General features: G+C 49.6%; 13 protein-coding genes and 1 pseudogene. 5 read left to right on the plus strand and 9 right to left on the minus strand.

What is annotated here, in order from left to right; all coding sequences use genetic code 11:
• Window positions 1–25: 25 nt before the first annotated feature.
• Window positions 26–1582: a glycoside hydrolase family 31 protein gene (locus K2F33_RS30790; protein ID WP_263880437.1), complete on the minus strand. Its 1557-nt coding sequence runs from the start codon at window positions 1580–1582 to the stop codon at window positions 26–28.
• Window positions 1583–1701: 119 nt separating this feature from the next.
• Between K2F33_RS30790 and K2F33_RS30795 the strand changes: the two genes are divergently transcribed.
• On the plus strand, window positions 1702–2574 hold the full coding sequence (locus K2F33_RS30795; protein ID WP_263880438.1) for an AraC family transcriptional regulator: 873 nt from the start codon (window positions 1702–1704) through the stop codon (window positions 2572–2574).
• Window positions 2575–2630: 56 nt separating this feature from the next.
• Here K2F33_RS30795 and K2F33_RS30800 read toward each other — a convergent pair whose 3' ends face one another.
• From K2F33_RS30800 to K2F33_RS30810, 3 genes are read right to left on the minus strand one after another with little or no spacing between them, the layout of a single operon-like run.
• The gene (locus tag K2F33_RS30800; protein WP_263880439.1) at window positions 2631–3128 is read right to left on the minus strand and encodes an SRPBCC family protein; all 498 of its coding nucleotides are present in this window, start codon (window positions 3126–3128) and stop codon (window positions 2631–2633) included.
• Between the two features lie 19 nt (window positions 3129–3147).
• The gene (locus K2F33_RS30805) at window positions 3148–3471 is read right to left on the minus strand and encodes an ArsR/SmtB family transcription factor (RefSeq protein WP_212983012.1); all 324 of its coding nucleotides are present in this window, start codon (window positions 3469–3471) and stop codon (window positions 3148–3150) included.
• Between the two features lie 19 nt (window positions 3472–3490).
• Complete coding sequence (locus K2F33_RS30810) at window positions 3491–3826, minus strand: DUF1801 domain-containing protein (RefSeq protein ID WP_089546279.1); 336 nt, start codon at window positions 3824–3826, stop codon at window positions 3491–3493.
• 259 nt (window positions 3827–4085) lie between these two features.
• On the opposite strand from K2F33_RS30810, the gene K2F33_RS30815 reads away from it, so the two are divergent.
• From K2F33_RS30815 to K2F33_RS30830, 4 genes are all read left to right on the plus strand, one after another.
• On the plus strand, window positions 4086–5183 hold the full coding sequence (locus K2F33_RS30815) for an AI-2E family transporter (protein WP_263880440.1): 1098 nt from the start codon (window positions 4086–4088) through the stop codon (window positions 5181–5183).
• A gap of 653 nt (window positions 5184–5836) precedes the next feature.
• Complete coding sequence (locus K2F33_RS30820) at window positions 5837–7612, plus strand: putative bifunctional diguanylate cyclase/phosphodiesterase (protein ID WP_263880441.1); 1776 nt, start codon at window positions 5837–5839, stop codon at window positions 7610–7612.
• Window positions 7613–7616: 4 nt separating this feature from the next.
• Complete coding sequence (locus K2F33_RS30825; protein ID WP_263880442.1) at window positions 7617–9266, plus strand: thiamine pyrophosphate-binding protein; 1650 nt, start codon at window positions 7617–7619, stop codon at window positions 9264–9266.
• Window positions 9267–9284: 18 nt separating this feature from the next.
• Window positions 9285–9677, plus strand: coding sequence for a carboxymuconolactone decarboxylase family protein (locus K2F33_RS30830; protein ID WP_089546275.1), 393 nt, complete (start codon window positions 9285–9287; stop codon window positions 9675–9677).
• A 10-nt stretch (window positions 9678–9687) separates the two neighbouring features.
• Here the strand turns inward: K2F33_RS30830 and K2F33_RS30835 are convergent, their stop codons facing one another.
• The 5 genes and pseudogenes from K2F33_RS30835 to K2F33_RS30855 all read right to left on the minus strand — a co-directional run bounded on the left by K2F33_RS30835 (window position 9688) and on the right by K2F33_RS30855 (window position 14463).
• Window positions 9688–10017 carry a hypothetical protein gene (locus tag K2F33_RS30835; protein WP_263880443.1) on the minus strand — a complete coding sequence of 110 codons (330 nt, stop codon included), beginning with the start codon at window positions 10015–10017 and terminating at the stop codon, window positions 9688–9690.
• Between the two features lie 132 nt (window positions 10018–10149).
• Window positions 10150–11586, minus strand: a pseudogene (locus K2F33_RS30840) (multicopper oxidase family protein).
• A gap of 136 nt (window positions 11587–11722) precedes the next feature.
• Entirely contained in the window at window positions 11723–12259 is a 537-nt protein-coding gene (locus tag K2F33_RS30845) for an SRPBCC family protein (RefSeq protein ID WP_208629262.1), read from the minus strand.
• A 77-nt stretch (window positions 12260–12336) separates the two neighbouring features.
• Complete coding sequence (locus tag K2F33_RS30850) at window positions 12337–12942, minus strand: Rossmann-fold NAD(P)-binding domain-containing protein (protein ID WP_263880444.1); 606 nt, start codon at window positions 12940–12942, stop codon at window positions 12337–12339.
• An 87-nt stretch (window positions 12943–13029) separates the two neighbouring features.
• The gene (locus K2F33_RS30855) at window positions 13030–14463 is read right to left on the minus strand and encodes an MFS transporter (RefSeq protein ID WP_076169024.1); all 1434 of its coding nucleotides are present in this window, start codon (window positions 14461–14463) and stop codon (window positions 13030–13032) included.
• Between the last annotated feature and the right edge of the window lie 86 nt (window positions 14464–14549).

A 14549-nucleotide genomic window follows, 5' to 3' on the forward strand; every position in this document is an offset into this window, starting at 1 on the left:
TTAGCCCTTCCCTCTACTGCAGATTCTAGCTGGAAACCCGCTGCTCCCGGCGGTACCACGGAAGCCTGGACAGAGGAGCATCAACTTCGATTTCACACGGGCCAGTTACACGCGACCCGTCATCCCCATACCAAGTCCCTGAAGGGAATGCGATTGTTCTGATCGTCGCCCCTTTCTGGAGAACCGGGGCGACCAGCATTTCATCACCAAGCATAAATTGATCGGTGATTTGCTCGAAGCCCCCTTCCGGGAAAACGTATGCCATATGACGCATGATCGGCTCACCCGTTTCGGCGGCATGACGGGCTAACGCAGCGATTTCGTTTCCCATCCGGCAGTGCAGCGCTGCAGCTTCGATACATAAGTTCAAATGCGCTTCATCCAGCACCCGCCATGGTGCTGTAGAAAATTGCATCATGGGAAACAAAGCGGAGCACTGCGCGTACCGGACAAAAAGCTCAGCATCCACCTTGAAATCCGGGCGAATTAAGTCCTCGTATTGGCCGCCCCCGACCATATCGGGGCAGTTGAAGGCATATCCGATCAGTCCTTGAGCAAGTCCATTCGGAATCAGACTGGCTAATCCATCGTTGCCCCAGCTGTGGTTCTTATCGCTCAAGCGCTGAACCAGCGGCTGGCCGGCCAGCTTCCAGCATGCCCGGTATTCGTTAAAGGCATAGCGGAGTCCGAGACGCGCCCAAGCTTCGGTCTGCTCATTCGGCGTCACCCGCCGATAGCTGATGTCCTCCGGCTTGTAATACTGAGGATCTCCCGCGTCCAGCTTAAAGCCATCGATCCCGTACGTTTCAACCAACCGGTTCAGCTCACCCGCAAACCAGCTTACTTCCTCCGGATTTGTGCCGTCGAGAACGGCGCTGAACCCGTTCCACCATTCGCGAACAACCGGTTTCCCATCCGGATTTTTCAGCAAATATCCCCGCCTCTTCAAGTCGCGGTATACCTCGCCGTCCGGACTGAAGAACGGACATACCCACAGGAGCACGCGGAACCCAAGCTCGTGAAGCCGGTTCACCATCCCCTGGGGATCGGGAAACCGTCCCGCATGAAACTTGAGCGTACCGTAGTCTTCATGCCAATTGTCGTCAATCATGAGGATGCCTGGCGGCAGCCCATGGGACAATATGTTTTCAGCGTAAGCGATCACCTTGTCCTGCGTTGGATGGTAGCTCATCTCCATCCACGTATTGTATTGGGGCACGGTAAAAAACTGCAAATCCGGAGCACGGCCGGCAGGAGGAAAATACTTCTGTGAAGCAAGGCGGTACGCATCACGCAGGGTGCTACCGCCTTCCTCGACCTTTATGTTTTTATCCTTTCCTTCAATAACAAGTACTCGGCCGTCAAAAGAAAACCGGTACGGTTCCTCCGACCAAACCAGTCTCCCCTTATTGGAGAGAAGCAGCGGCGCTGCTTGGTTATAGGCTGCATCGCCATATAGATCGCGTGAATAGAGCTCGCTGCCAAACGGCATGAAGGTTCCATCTTGGACAGCTCCACCCCACCAATATTCATCTTCCCTCAGATCTATCCTCAGCGTTGCGTTATACTTCTTGTCCTCCATAGGTTCACCCACTTTGTTCTTGATACCTCGATCTTATGCGTGATCAATGACGAAGACAATCTAAAAGTATTGCGCTATACTATAACAAAATTGACTTCATGAATCGTGGAGGTCACGACATGGTATCCCCTTCATCCTATGCTTTTCGAAGCGACGATCATTCAATATTGACATTAGATTCGGTCGGTTGGCAGATCATCCAGAGCGCGGAGTACAGCTTTGCAGGCGAGGATCGTCCGGATTGCGGGCACGTCATTTTTCAATATACGCTTAGCGGCCAAGGCATCCTGGAGTATGAGCAGCAGCGCTTCACACTGGACCAGGGAACAGGATTTCTGGTCAAAGTTCCAAGCAGACACCGGTACTATTATGCAGACAACGGAACGCCCTGGGAGATTCTATGGCTTAACTTGAGAGGGGAGGAAGCAAACCGGATTTGGGATCTTGTTATCGGGCAAGAGGGGCCCGTCATTCATAGAGATGCTGACTCTCCCTTAATTCTAGATCTGTGGAAGCTTCTAAGCATGATAGCTGAGGAGAACGTTATTGATAAATATCAGCTGTCCAGTACTGTCTATGAGTGGATGCTTACTCTAGTCAAGACGAGCAGAGAAATAAACAAAGACATCAACGAGAACTCCATCTCCATCATTCTGAAGGCTAAACGTTTCATGAAGGAGCATTATGCTTCCCCAATAACGCTGGACATGCTCTCTGAACACTGCGGAGTTAACAAGCACTACTTATGCAGGCTATTCCAGAAGTCGGAGCAGTCCCCACCCCTTTCTTATTTGCGAGACCGGAGGGTTGAAGCCGCAGTCACCTTAGTTCGAACCACAGATCTGCCGATCCAGGATGTTGGCAAACAATGCGGCTTTGAGAGCCCCAGCTACTTCGGCAAGGTGTTTCGTGAATATATGTCCATGACACCCAAGGAATATCGAATGAAGAAGTTCGAGTTTCCTTATGATGCAATCTATTACCATGAATAGCAAAAGCCGCGGAGCAAATTCTCTCCGAGGCTTTCAGATTCCCCTTGGTATTGGCTTTATTGTTGGCTAGACAGGTAGTTTGCGAGTTGCTCGAAGGTACCTTCGAACCCTTGTGCAACCATTGGCGACATCGAGTCGAATGCTTCCTGCTCCTCCTTAGAGGCATTGAGCGGTCCACCTTGCAGCGTCAGCACCGTCTTCCCCTCATTTTCCTCAAGCGTCAGAATATTCAGAATTTCCAGCGGCCAGTTCGGATTGAACGGAGCGCGAACGGTGTTACCTTCTTCATCGGAAAAGGACTGAACCCATACCAGCTTCTCCGGTGCCTGCACTTCCTGGTAAACGAATTTGCCCCACATCGCCTGCTGTCCATCCGGCGACTTCTGGCAGCCGAGAAACATTCCGCCTGGCCGAACGTCCATCTTAGCCACTTCAAGCGAAAACCCCTTTGGTCCCCACCAGTTGCCAAAGTGCGCCGGATTGGTCCAGACCTCAAATACCAGCTCCCGGGGGGCGTCAAACTCACGTTTCAATAAAAGTCCTTGAGTATTCATTAGATCTCCTCCTTGGAATTTAGGGATAATCTGATTTTTTTAATTGATTAAGATAATCGGATAAACGGTCAAAACGGTCTTCCCACATACTGCGAAACGTATGGAGCCATACATCCATTTCCATGAATGGCTCAGCGCGAAGCCGGTAGATTCGCCGGTTGGCGTCCGCCCGCACTTCGACAAGGTCGGCTTCACTCAAAACTTTTAAATGTTTGGACGCTTGGGGTTGCCGAAGGTGCAGCCGATCCGCAATTTCCCCGACGGTAAGCGGACCTTCGCGCAACAGTTCAATGATCTGCAATCGGTTGGGTTCCGCGAGCGCGTTCAAAGTTGTCGTTTTCATTGTCCCCCCCGATTTCCTGTTACAACGTGCTGGAAGCTTGCTTCAGCAGACCTGACAGCAGAGCCAGATCCGGCGTGTCGCCTTCCCGCAATTTGATCCATTTCCGTTCAGCAGGCCCGTCGAATCCCTTTGGGAAGTCGATGCTGTCTGCGTTCATGATCATGAACGCAATGGCGTCCTTTGCTGGCGAGATCACCGCTGCATAATGGCCGTTTTTCAAAAAATGCGGTTTCTTGTACTGAATGCGTTCTTCAACTTCCGAAATCGTCTCATGAACCATATTCCGCAGGGTTGAACTCATCTCTCCCTGCCATTTCGGCAAACTTTCGATGTAGGCTGTAACTTCCTGATTCATCCCGTTTTTTTCCCTCCCATTTGAATAGTTCTAAGCTTATGGGAAAAATATACCACCTTAGGAATATTCCCGTCAAGGAATATTTAAATTATTTTGTTTATTATCAAAAACATTAAAGCGTTATACCTAGACAGATGTTCATTACATTATGAAACGTCATTCTTAAGCCAACGTAAAAGTAAGTATCTTTAATTCTATAGTAGAGATAAGACCGAACGCAGGATGCCCAAGTTGCATCAAGCCGGGGAGTTTATACAAAATGGAGGGAAATCATTTGTTCACCACAAACAAAGCATTGCGCTTTGGCATGCTTATCGTATTGCTGTTTTTGATTATTTTCTTAGGATCCAAAGTGAGTTTTGTATTTCGTCCGGTCATTGCCTTAATCGAGGTAGTCGCCATTCCGCTTCTTCTCTCCGTATTTTTTTACTATTTGCTCAGGCCGCTGGTAAAGTTAATGGAAAAATATAAAGTTAACCGGACCTTGGCCATTTTGATTATTTACGTCATTTTCGCGCTTGCCATCGTTTGGTTCATTACTAGCAAATGGCCTGTGCTCTACGGGCAGTTGATAAGCTTTCTAGATAATGTCCCAAGTCTCTTGAGTTCCGTAGGGGAACAGATCAATGAGCTTGAGAAGAACGGATTCCTCGCTTCCTTATTTCCGGCCAATGAAAGCAATGGACTCTCATCCATCACCAATTACTTAAACAAAGGCTTTTCTTTCATGTCGAATTATTTAGGCGGTTTGTTTTCGTTTGTGTCTAATTTTACGATTATCCTGTTCACCTTCCCTATCCTCCTGTTTTTCATGCTAAAAGAAGGAGAAAAGTTCGGAAATATACTTGTGCGCGCAACGCCAAATCGTTATCAAAACGATTCCCGTGAGATTGTCACAGGAATCGACCATATGTTAAGCGGATTTATCGTTGGAAGAGTGATCGTCAATCTTTCGCTGGGTGTCTTAATGTATATCGGCTTCCTGATTATTGGCTTACCCTATGCTTTCTTGCTTACGGTCATATCCGTCATTGCAAACTTTATTCCGTTTGTCGGTGCCATCCTGTCTGCGATTCCGATTGTCATTGTAGGGCTGACGCAATCGCCGGCGACGGCTATATGGTCGCTTGTCATCATACTGGTCGCTCAGCAAGTTCAAGATAACTTGATCGCTCCCTATGTATTCGGTAAAAAGCTGGATATTCACCCCCTTACAACCGTAATCCTTGTCCTGGCTGCCGGCAATATCGGGGGAATCATCGCGATGATTGTTATCATTCCTGTTTATATGATGCTGAAAATCATTGCGGTTCGCGTATTCTCTCTATTTTTCAAAGAGAAATGGATGAAACTGTAACATCAACCCAGTGATCTCAGCGGGCTTCTTTTTTGTTTGCTTCTAATCACCCAGAATCTAACAGAAAATAAATTGAAAAAAACTTTGAGCGCCGTCATAATGAAAAAAGAACCGGTAAATTTCAGCTACATATCATTCAAGTAAATTTATTGCATTTTTCTTGGTAAAGTAGGGGGATTGATTTGACGAAGTTATCCTTGATCTCGGAGTCTAAAAAGAGATGTGAAAAGCTAGGTATTGATCCACAGGGGATTCCCTCCTTTACTAACTTTTTCTCAGAAAGCGATTTGAATCTAAAACGGGCAGAATACGAGGAAATACTGTCCGTCATTGATTTCTTTGTTCATAAGTTGTTGGAGCTCATGAAAGGGCTCCCGCTGCTCATCCTGATTACCGATGAGAACGGCTGCATACTGGAAATGGCCGGGGATGAAGCGATCAAGACTGTGATTCAGCAATCGGGCATTAAAGTTGGCCTCGTGTTCAATGAACACGAAGCGGGAACCAACAGCATTAATTTGGTTTTGGATCATCGTGAGCCGATTCAACTTGTCGGGGACGAGCATTATTATGAATTTTTATGGTCCTCGGCCTGTTATACCGTACCCTTTCAATATACAGATATCTCCAATTTGCTCGGAACCATTACGATCATGACGACGATCGACCAGCACAACCCCTTTTTACTGGCAATGCTATGCACGGTTGTCGATTCGATCGAAAGAGAACTGCTATTGAAGAAGCAAAACAGACGATTGCACATACTGAATCAGGTGGTCATCGAAACGACAAGAAACGGCATTATTATTACGGATCGGGATGGAAACATTACGGAGTTCAACAAGTTTGCTGAAATTTTAACCGGTGCCAAAAAGCAGGATGTCATCAATAAACCTATTCCGAATGCCAAAACAAACGACTTCATTAAAGAGGTCCTTCAAACGGGGAAAGAGTATGAAGATATGGAATTCATGCTGCGTCCTAAGATGGGACAAGACGAGCGGGTCTGCCTGTTTGACGCCTTCCCTATTCGCGATGAGAATATGCAGATCATGGGCGCATTCGCACAGTTTCGGGACATCACGGAGCGTTATCATACGCAAAAGCAAATCAATTATTTAGCCTACCATGACGATTTAACAGGCTTGCCGAATCGAAGGTTTTTCACCGGCCATATTGGTGAATTGCTGAGACAAGGGGTGAACGAAAACCGCATCTTTGCCGTCATGTTCCTCGATCTGGACAGTTTCAAGAAGATTAACGATACGCTGGGCCATAACAACGGCGACGTGCTGTTGAAGATGGTGGCCGAGCGTCTGAAAGCTTGCTGTCATGCTTCGGACCAACTGGTATCCAGAATGGGCGGGGATGAATTCACGATCCTCTTGGAAGAGATTAAGGATCAGACGGAAGCCATTCAGGTTGCGGAAGAGATTATTAGAGCGTTCGAGAAACCATTTGCAGTGGACGGCTATGAATTATATATCACAGCCAGTATCGGTATTGCCTTCTATCCTCAAGATGGCAGGGATGTCGAGATGCTGATGAAGAACGCCGACATTGCCCTTTACCAGATGAAAGACGATGGAAAGAACAACTATAACATTTTCAAATCTATCCCGAGCGGCGGCGGTATTGAACGGCTTACGCTGGAGAATTCGATCCGTAAAGCGCTGCAGCTAGAGGAATTCGTGTTATATTACCAGCCCCAGATCGATTCAAAGACAGGGGAAATCATCGGTACCGAGGCGCTTGTTCGCTGGAATCACCCGACTCTTGGCTTGATCCCCCCGGCTAAGTTCATCCCGATCGCCGAAGAAACAGGACTTATTGTCCCCCTCGGAAAATGGGTGCTCAAAACCGCCTGCCTTCAGCATCAAAAGTGGAAGGAAAAAGGGTTTACCCCGATGCGCGTGTCTGTGAATCTCTCTTCTCGCCAATTTTCAAAGCATGATTTGGTTGAGACCATCAAAGAGATTTTACTCGAAACCCACATCGATCCCTCCTATCTGGAGCTCGAAATCACAGAGTCGATGACGATGAATGTTGAAGTTGCCATCGAGATACTCGGAAAGCTGAAGGAACTAGGTATACTGATCTGCATCGACGACTTTGGGACAGGCTACAGCAATCTCTCCTATCTGAAACAGTTCGCGATTGACCGGCTGAAGATTGATCAATCCTTTGTCAGGGATATCATGACGGATTCGAATGACGCAGACATTGTAGCTACGGTAATCGCGATGGCCCATAAGCTTGGAATCGATGTGATCGCAGAAGGCGTAGAAACGAAGGATCAGTTGAATTTCCTGCGCAGTCAGAACTGCCATGAAGTACAAGGCTTTTATTATTACCCACCTATACCAGCAGAACAAATCGAACAGTTGTTGATGCAAACGACGACCATAAAAACCAATTTGCAGGGGTGATAAGATGAAACAAAGAGTGTATACAATATTAGTCGAGCATTTTAAAAAATGGGGAATTACCCACGTGTTCGGCATTCCCGGAAAGTCCATCTCTCCGCTGATGCTGGAACTCGAAAACTATGATATTCAATATGTGCTGGGTCGTCACGAAGCCGGCTGTGGGTTTGAAGCATCCGGTTATGCCCTGGCAGCAAAAACGATGGGGATCGCGATTGGCACTTCCGGGCCGGGAGGAACAAACCTGATTACAGCCGCAGCGCAGGCCAAAGAATTCCAGCTGCCTGTATTGTTCATTACCGGACAGCCTTCGATGCAAGAGACTGGGCGCGCTTTAAGCCAGGATTCAAGCCAGTTCGGGGCAGATTTGGTTAAAATGTTCGAACCTGTCACCTTGTTCAGTGCTCGCATCGAACGGGGGGACACTCTCTATCTCTACCTTAAACATGCCTTGGAAAAAGCCTACACCGGCGAAAAGGGACCCGTTCATCTGTGCATCCCATTTGATGTGCTGATGGAGGAAGTGGAGACCTTCTACCTGCCATTGCCGGATCATATTTCACCCGTTGTATCTCCCGACATTGATAAGGCCATCACGTTGCTGGATGAGGCCAAGAAACCTGTCCTCTTCGTGGGCAAAGGGGCCGTCATGTCGGATACCTATGACCAATTGCAGACGATTGCAGAACATTGGGGAATTCCTGTAATGACCACCCCTGGCGGGAAAGGAGCCTTTCCTACCAATCATCCCTTATACTTGGGCGGGTATGGCCTCGGCGGTTCCAAGTATGCAACCGATTATATGAAATCCGGCGTTGACCTGATGATCGTCGTCGGCAGCAAATTGTGCGACATGTCTTTGTCCGGATTTACGGCCGATATGGAGCCGGACAAGGTCTTGCAATTTGAGTATGACATTACGTTTGCAGGCAAAACCATTCAGGCGCCGACGCAATTGATCCTTGGCGATATCCGCTCCAACTTGACTCAGCTCATTTTGCGGAGCGGGGCAACGTCCAAAGAGCATGAGATGCTGACACCGCGGGCACAAGCGGCAGCAGCTGCATCCTCCCAGTTGGAATCCACCACGTTGTCGGCGAGAGCGGCGTTCAGGAGCTTGCGGGCCGTGCTTCCGAAAGAGGCGGTACTCTTCGGAGACGCAGGAAGTCACTCCTTTCATGCCGTACAGCATTTCGAAATCATCGAGCCCGGTACGTTCTTTTTCGATGAGGTGTTCATCGCGATGGGAGCGGCGATCGGCTATTCGATCGGAGCGAAAATAGCTATGCAAGATCGCCCTGTCGTCTGTGTGACCGGCGACGGCTGCATCATGATGCACGGCACCGAGATATCGACAGCAGTGAACCACGGGATTCCGGTTATCTTCTTTGTGCTGAATAACGGTCGCTTAGATATGGTGGAAAAGGGAATGTCCTATAACACGGGACGCTCCGTTGGTGCTGTCTATGAGCGGCCGCTGGATATTAGCTTATTTGCCCAATCCATGGGCGCAATGGCATTTCGCTGTGAGAATGAAACCGACATCAAGCAGGCGGTTCAGACAGCTTTGCAGTCGAATACAGTAGCGGTCATCGAGGTCATGGTGGATCCGCAAGAAATCCCACCAATCCTCACCAGACTGCTTAGCTTAGATTAAAACTTACGGAGGACGTATATGGAATCGAATCGGTATGATAAAGGAATAGAAGTGTTACAACGGATGGTCAGTGAAGAAACGCTGAACGCGACGGTTAAAAAAATGGAGAAATTCAGTCCTGACATGGCCAAGCTGATTGTCGAGTTCCCTTATGGCTCGCTGTATTCCCGTCCAGGTCTGGATTTAAAGCAGCGGAGCCTGCTTACGATAGGGGCTATGATTGCTTCAGGAGCGGCCGCTCAGCTCGATTTCCATATTCAAGGGGCTCTGAATGCCGGGCTTACGCCCAATGAGATTGTAGAGGCCGTCATGCACTGTGTATCTTATGCGGGCTTTCCCAAGACGCTGGATGCCATGTTTGTAGTCATAAAAGTGTTTGATGAACAGGGAATTACATACGAAGAAGCATGACACTTAGCTGTCATGCTTTTTTTCTGCGCGCTTGATCGAACGAGGGAAAGAACGGCCCGTTATCCAATGAGAACGTGACCGGACTGAGGATCACTGTGTTTTGTTTCACGTTCGGAAGGACGAACGGTACCTGGATGGTAATGTCGCTTTGAGTCGTTACCGCGGGTTCCTCTACTGTTTCCCCAAGTTTAAGCCTCTCTAGGCTTTGACATAGTCGGGCTCCTCCTGCAGTGACCATTTTGTCGGTATGGGAAAATAAAAACTCGTTGAAGATTGACATGGGCGTATGAAGCGACGATGCAAACGACAGCCTTATGTCGGCATATCCGATAAATCTCATCCATAACGGCCTCCAGATCATCGACGTATTGCAGACTGTGGGAAGCCATTACAAAATCAACGGAGTTATCGGAGGGCAGACAAGATATGTTCGATCAACTCGGCTCCTTTGCGGATTAACGGAATGCTTTCGTTATAGGTCGGGAAGATTGCCTGATTTGGTTCCTACCCGGTATGACGTCGTAATGCCTTCGTAATTCAACATCATGCTCATACCCATCGAGGCGTGCTTGAGGTTGTGGCAATGTATCATCCAGAGCCCGGGATTGTCAGCTTCCAGGTACAGCTCATAGGTCTCGCCCTTCTTCGTCAGAAGTGTATCGAGATACACCGGGCTGCCTTACAAGGCTTCGCCGTTCTTTCTCAAGACTCGGAACACGTGCCCATGAAGGTGGAAAGGATGATCGCCTCCGCCTTCGCTAGAGACAGTAATGATAACATGGTCGCCCTCTTTCACAGTCATCGGAGGAATATCATGAAAGGATTTTCCGTTAATTGACTTGGTAAAAAGGGTTTGGCCGAGCTTAAGCTCAAAATGCCGATCGGGCTTGGCTTGTAAGACGGGGTCGTCAGGCAATGGGGTACCGTAATCGAGAAACGAGAACAGCTGCCCCTCTTCATTATGCTGCGGCTGGTTTCCGCTGCCTATCGTAATCGGTAACCCCTTAGCCGAGGGGCTGCTGACGACGACTTTACCCGCCCCCGGAACTTGGATAAGCAGATCATAACGCTGGCCCGCCCCTATCGGCACTATCGTCCTTTCCAGCAGGCCGGGCTCATGCAAATCGTGGCCATCCATTGCCAGAACCCGGAAGGGAGCCCCGTCGACGCCAAATTCCATCGTTTCATTGCCTGAATTGATCAGCCTTAGTCTGACCTGTTCGCCTGGCTTGGCAGGGATCGTCCATCCTCTCTCGCTTCCGTTCACCAGCATGGAAGAACCTAGCTGTTGATAAAGAGCCGTTGCCTCTGATGTTGAAGTACCGGATTCAGAACCGTTTTTCGGCTCGATAATGAGCGCACCTAGAAGTCCTTTGCTTACCTGTACCGAGCTCATCTGATGAGAGTGATACCAATACGTGCCCGGAGTCGTCGCGATGAACGTGTATGTGAACTGTTCCCCAGGCGGAACGGCGTCCTGCGTTACTCCCGCAATCCCGTCCTGCGAGCACGGAACCGTAATTCCATGCCAATGTATCGTAACACCGTCCTCAATATCTTTGTTATGCAGAGTAACAACAATCTGGTCGCCCTCCGTGACGCGAAGTTCCGGTCCCGGAGATATGCCGTTGAAGGTCCAAGCATCGACGGTCTTACCGTTGTCCAACTTTAATGTCGTCCGGGCGGCCGTCAGATCGAACTTGCGAATCGGAGCCGATGACTCCGGTGTCGTGATTGAGGAACAAGACACCGCGCCTTCCTCGGAGGAGAGATTTCCCATGCCCCCCATATGCTCCATGTCACCCATATGCTCCATGCCATCCATATCGGTCATGTTTATCATACTAGACATGCCAGCTGTCATCTGATGGTAAGCCATGTTGATCTCTTCCGGCTTCTGAAGCCGCATTTGCCAAAAATATGTGACGATCACCGCTCCGACCAAAACCACCAAAGTCAAAGGAAGGCCAAAGTAAATCAGACGTTTAACGATTTTTCTTTTATTCAAGATTATTTTCACCCCATCATATGATTGATTAAATCAATTACTCCTTCGCAGATGTCCGCTGCAAGCTCTCGGCCGTTGATTTGAGGGCGGCGAGCCAGGCATTCAGCGAAGCCGTGAGTGCAGCACGCATGCCATCGGGGTCAGCTGCTACGGGCGGACCGTCCCAGGACTCTGTGGTATGCACTAGGACTCCTTTAGGTGTGGGGGTGATGCTCCATACATGAACGCCGTCGATACCATGTGCTGGACCTCCCCATACAATACGTTTCATGGGGTCAATTTCAAGGATGGTAGAGACAATTTCTAACCCATGGGTCTCCCACCAAAACGTACTTCCTTTCGCGATTGGACCGGATAATTGTACTTGCGTGATATCCTTCTGCCAATTCGGCCACTGTTCGACGCCAGTCTGTATCCGCCATACGATCTCCTGCGAAGCTTCAATCTCGATGGACAGGTCGACGATAACCTGTGCATTTCGGTCAATATCGGCCATTCCTTCCCGTGTAAACCATTCTTTCGTGTTCTCCACTCCCGTCATGTTGGCTACCCCATTTACCATCGGCTTTTTCATTTTATTGACCTCATTTCATTGGATTTGAATTGATTGATTACTCAATTACATTTCATGTCACGCTTAATAAGAATTATTCAATAGCCACTATTGTGCTTTGCCATCAAGCTTTTTATCGTAGAGGCTATACCCTCTTTATAAGATGTTGGCGATACGCCGCTATACTCGGTGCCATATGTTCCAATATCCTCGCCGAGCCACTCATAACGATCCAACATATTCTTTGCCGTTGGCTCATACCACTGAAGTAGGCGCTGCTGCCACCCTCCGATCGGCTCAAACCGCGGCGCAGCTTGAACGACTGAACCCGCTAGGTCAAGAAGTTCCGCTAGCGAAATTAGGCCACTGCCGCGAAGGCGCCAATCGCTTCTGAACGCAGTCTCCATCGAAACCAGCTCGAGAACATAACGGGTAGCGTCGTCCACATATAGATAGCCTCTTCTAACGGATGGATCGATGAGCTGCTTAACGGGTTTCGCTTGAACGATTTTGCGAAGTGCGTAATGAATGATCGTGTTGGAAGCGCCCTCTCCGTACAACTCCGGACTAAAGATTCGCATGGAAGTTGCGCCAGGAACGTTCAAGTTAACCTGCTCCCTCCTATCGACGGGGAGATAAACCCCTTCGAGGGTAACCATCTTGGCTCCACTCACCACCGCGATGCTTCGAACGGCTTCTAGCATCCGCCGCACCTTCTCAGGGTTGTCATCGTAGGTTCCTCTGACCGTTCGAAGAAGCGATGAGCATTCATTTTGTGATTGATTAGTCACTTACTTTGAAAGTCGGGGATGCCTTACAACCGCGAGGACCACAAATGCTCCGATAACCGCGAACGCGGCAGCTCCAAGGAACACCCAGGAAAATCCTCCGGTCAATGCTTGTGCTTCGGATACGCCGCGGTCCAACAAGCGATCGCTTCGGGCCGATGCCGCCGTTGTCAGCACTGCAAGTCCAATGGCTCCGCCGATCTGTTGGCTCGTATTGACCAAACCGCTGGCAAGCCCCGCTTCTTCGTCCGTTACACCGTGAACCGCAAGCTCTGTTCCTGAGACAAAGGCGCCCCCCAGACCGATTCCGATCAAAATGGACGGTCCTAACAAATTGGCAGCGAACGTAGCGTCACTAGGCGATAGAGATAACCAGATTAGCCCTGAGGCAAGAAGGATCAGCGATGTCGCCAGCGTCCTGCTTTGACCGATGGCCTTAACCACCGCGGGAACAACTCCGGCAATGGCGACCAGCGCGCCGGCTAGCGGGAGCTGGGTGAGCCCTGCTTTTAACGCATCGTAATGTAGCACTTGCTGCATGTAAACCGAGAGTGCGAAGAACAGTCCCGTTGTCGCCCCTCCGATGAGGAACATCGCCAGATTGCCACCCGTAACCGATTTGTTACGGAAGATACCCAGTGGCATAAGCGGATTCGCAGTACGCTTCTCGAGGAAGATGAACGATGCGAGCAGCGCAACCGCCAAACCTGCCAGAATCAGCGTCTGTGGAGACGTCCAGCCGACCCGCTCTGTTCCGGAAAGCGCGGCCACAAGCGCTACAATGCCACCCGTTACCGCAACCGAACCTGTCATATCCAGAGTTATGCGTTCGCCTAGCGAATCTTTGGCGATGAGGAAGGGAACCGCCGCCAGGACCAATGCCGCTACGGGAACATTTACATAGAACACTGCCGACCAGCCAAGCGAAGCCGTCAGCACGCCTCCCAGCAAGACGCCCGCCGCGCTGCCGATACCTGCAACTGCACCCCAAATGCCGAGCGCCTTGGCCCTATCCTGAGGATCTGCGAAAAGCTTGGTGACAAGAGCCAGCGCGGCCGGGGCGAGCAGAGCGGCAGATGCGCCCTGAATCGCTCTGGCCGTGAGCAGCCAGGCTCCTGAGGCTGCCAGTCCGGCTGCGGCCGAAGCAAGCGCAAATCCCGCAACGCCGGTCATGAACAATCTTCGATGTCCGAATCGATCCGACAATCTTCCACCGAGAAGCAGCAAGCCCCCAAAGGGCAATACATAAGCCGTAATGACCCAACTCAGTGTATTTGTGCCTAAGTGAAGTTCTGAGCCGAGAGAGGGAAGCGCGATATTGACGATGGATGCATCGAGAACGACCAGGAATTGAGCTAAAGCCAGCGCGATTAGCGCCCACCACCGAAGTGGCATATGCCGAGAATTTGCGATTGCCGGTTGAACCATTGAACTCATACAATTTCCTCCTGTTATTGATTAATCAATTACATTTCATCAAAAAAATATTCGGCTTGCCAAGCCGCTTCAAAGTATTCGTTACA

This window comes from Paenibacillus sp. PSB04, assembly GCF_025809195.1.
GTDB lineage: Bacteria > Bacillota > Bacilli > Paenibacillales > Paenibacillaceae > Paenibacillus_AQ > Paenibacillus_AQ favisporus.

What these genes read in the sequence shown, in the direction of transcription:
- K2F33_RS30855 (WP_076169024.1), bottom strand. Translation starts at nt 14,463, where the DNA reads ATGAGTTCAATGGTTCAACCGGCAATCGCAAATTCTCGGCATATGCCA.
- K2F33_RS30820 (WP_263880441.1), top strand. Translation starts at nt 5,837, where the DNA reads ATGACGACGATCGACCAGCACAACCCCTTTTTACTGGCAATGCTATGC.
- K2F33_RS30810 (WP_089546279.1), bottom strand. Translation starts at nt 3,826, where the DNA reads ATGAATCAGGAAGTTACAGCCTACATCGAAAGTTTGCCGAAATGGCAG.
- K2F33_RS30845 (WP_208629262.1), bottom strand. Translation starts at nt 12,259, where the DNA reads ATGAAAAAGCCGATGGTAAATGGGGTAGCCAACATGACGGGAGTGGAG.
- K2F33_RS30850 (WP_263880444.1), bottom strand. Translation starts at nt 12,942, where the DNA reads ATGCTAGAAGCCGTTCGAAGCATCGCGGTGGTGAGTGGAGCCAAGATG.
- K2F33_RS30790 (WP_263880437.1), bottom strand. Translation starts at nt 1,582, where the DNA reads ATGGAGGACAAGAAGTATAACGCAACGCTGAGGATAGATCTGAGGGAA.
- K2F33_RS30815 (WP_263880440.1), top strand. Translation starts at nt 4,086, where the DNA reads ATGGAGGGAAATCATTTGTTCACCACAAACAAAGCATTGCGCTTTGGC.
- K2F33_RS30830 (WP_089546275.1), top strand. Translation starts at nt 9,285, where the DNA reads ATGGAATCGAATCGGTATGATAAAGGAATAGAAGTGTTACAACGGATG.
- K2F33_RS30825 (WP_263880442.1), top strand. Translation starts at nt 7,617, where the DNA reads ATGAAACAAAGAGTGTATACAATATTAGTCGAGCATTTTAAAAAATGG.
- K2F33_RS30795 (WP_263880438.1), top strand. Translation starts at nt 1,702, where the DNA reads ATGGTATCCCCTTCATCCTATGCTTTTCGAAGCGACGATCATTCAATA.
- K2F33_RS30800 (WP_263880439.1), bottom strand. Translation starts at nt 3,128, where the DNA reads ATGAATACTCAAGGACTTTTATTGAAACGTGAGTTTGACGCCCCCCGG.
- K2F33_RS30835 (WP_263880443.1), bottom strand. Translation starts at nt 10,017, where the DNA reads ATGAGATTTATCGGATATGCCGACATAAGGCTGTCGTTTGCATCGTCG.
- K2F33_RS30805 (WP_212983012.1), bottom strand. Translation starts at nt 3,471, where the DNA reads ATGAAAACGACAACTTTGAACGCGCTCGCGGAACCCAACCGATTGCAG.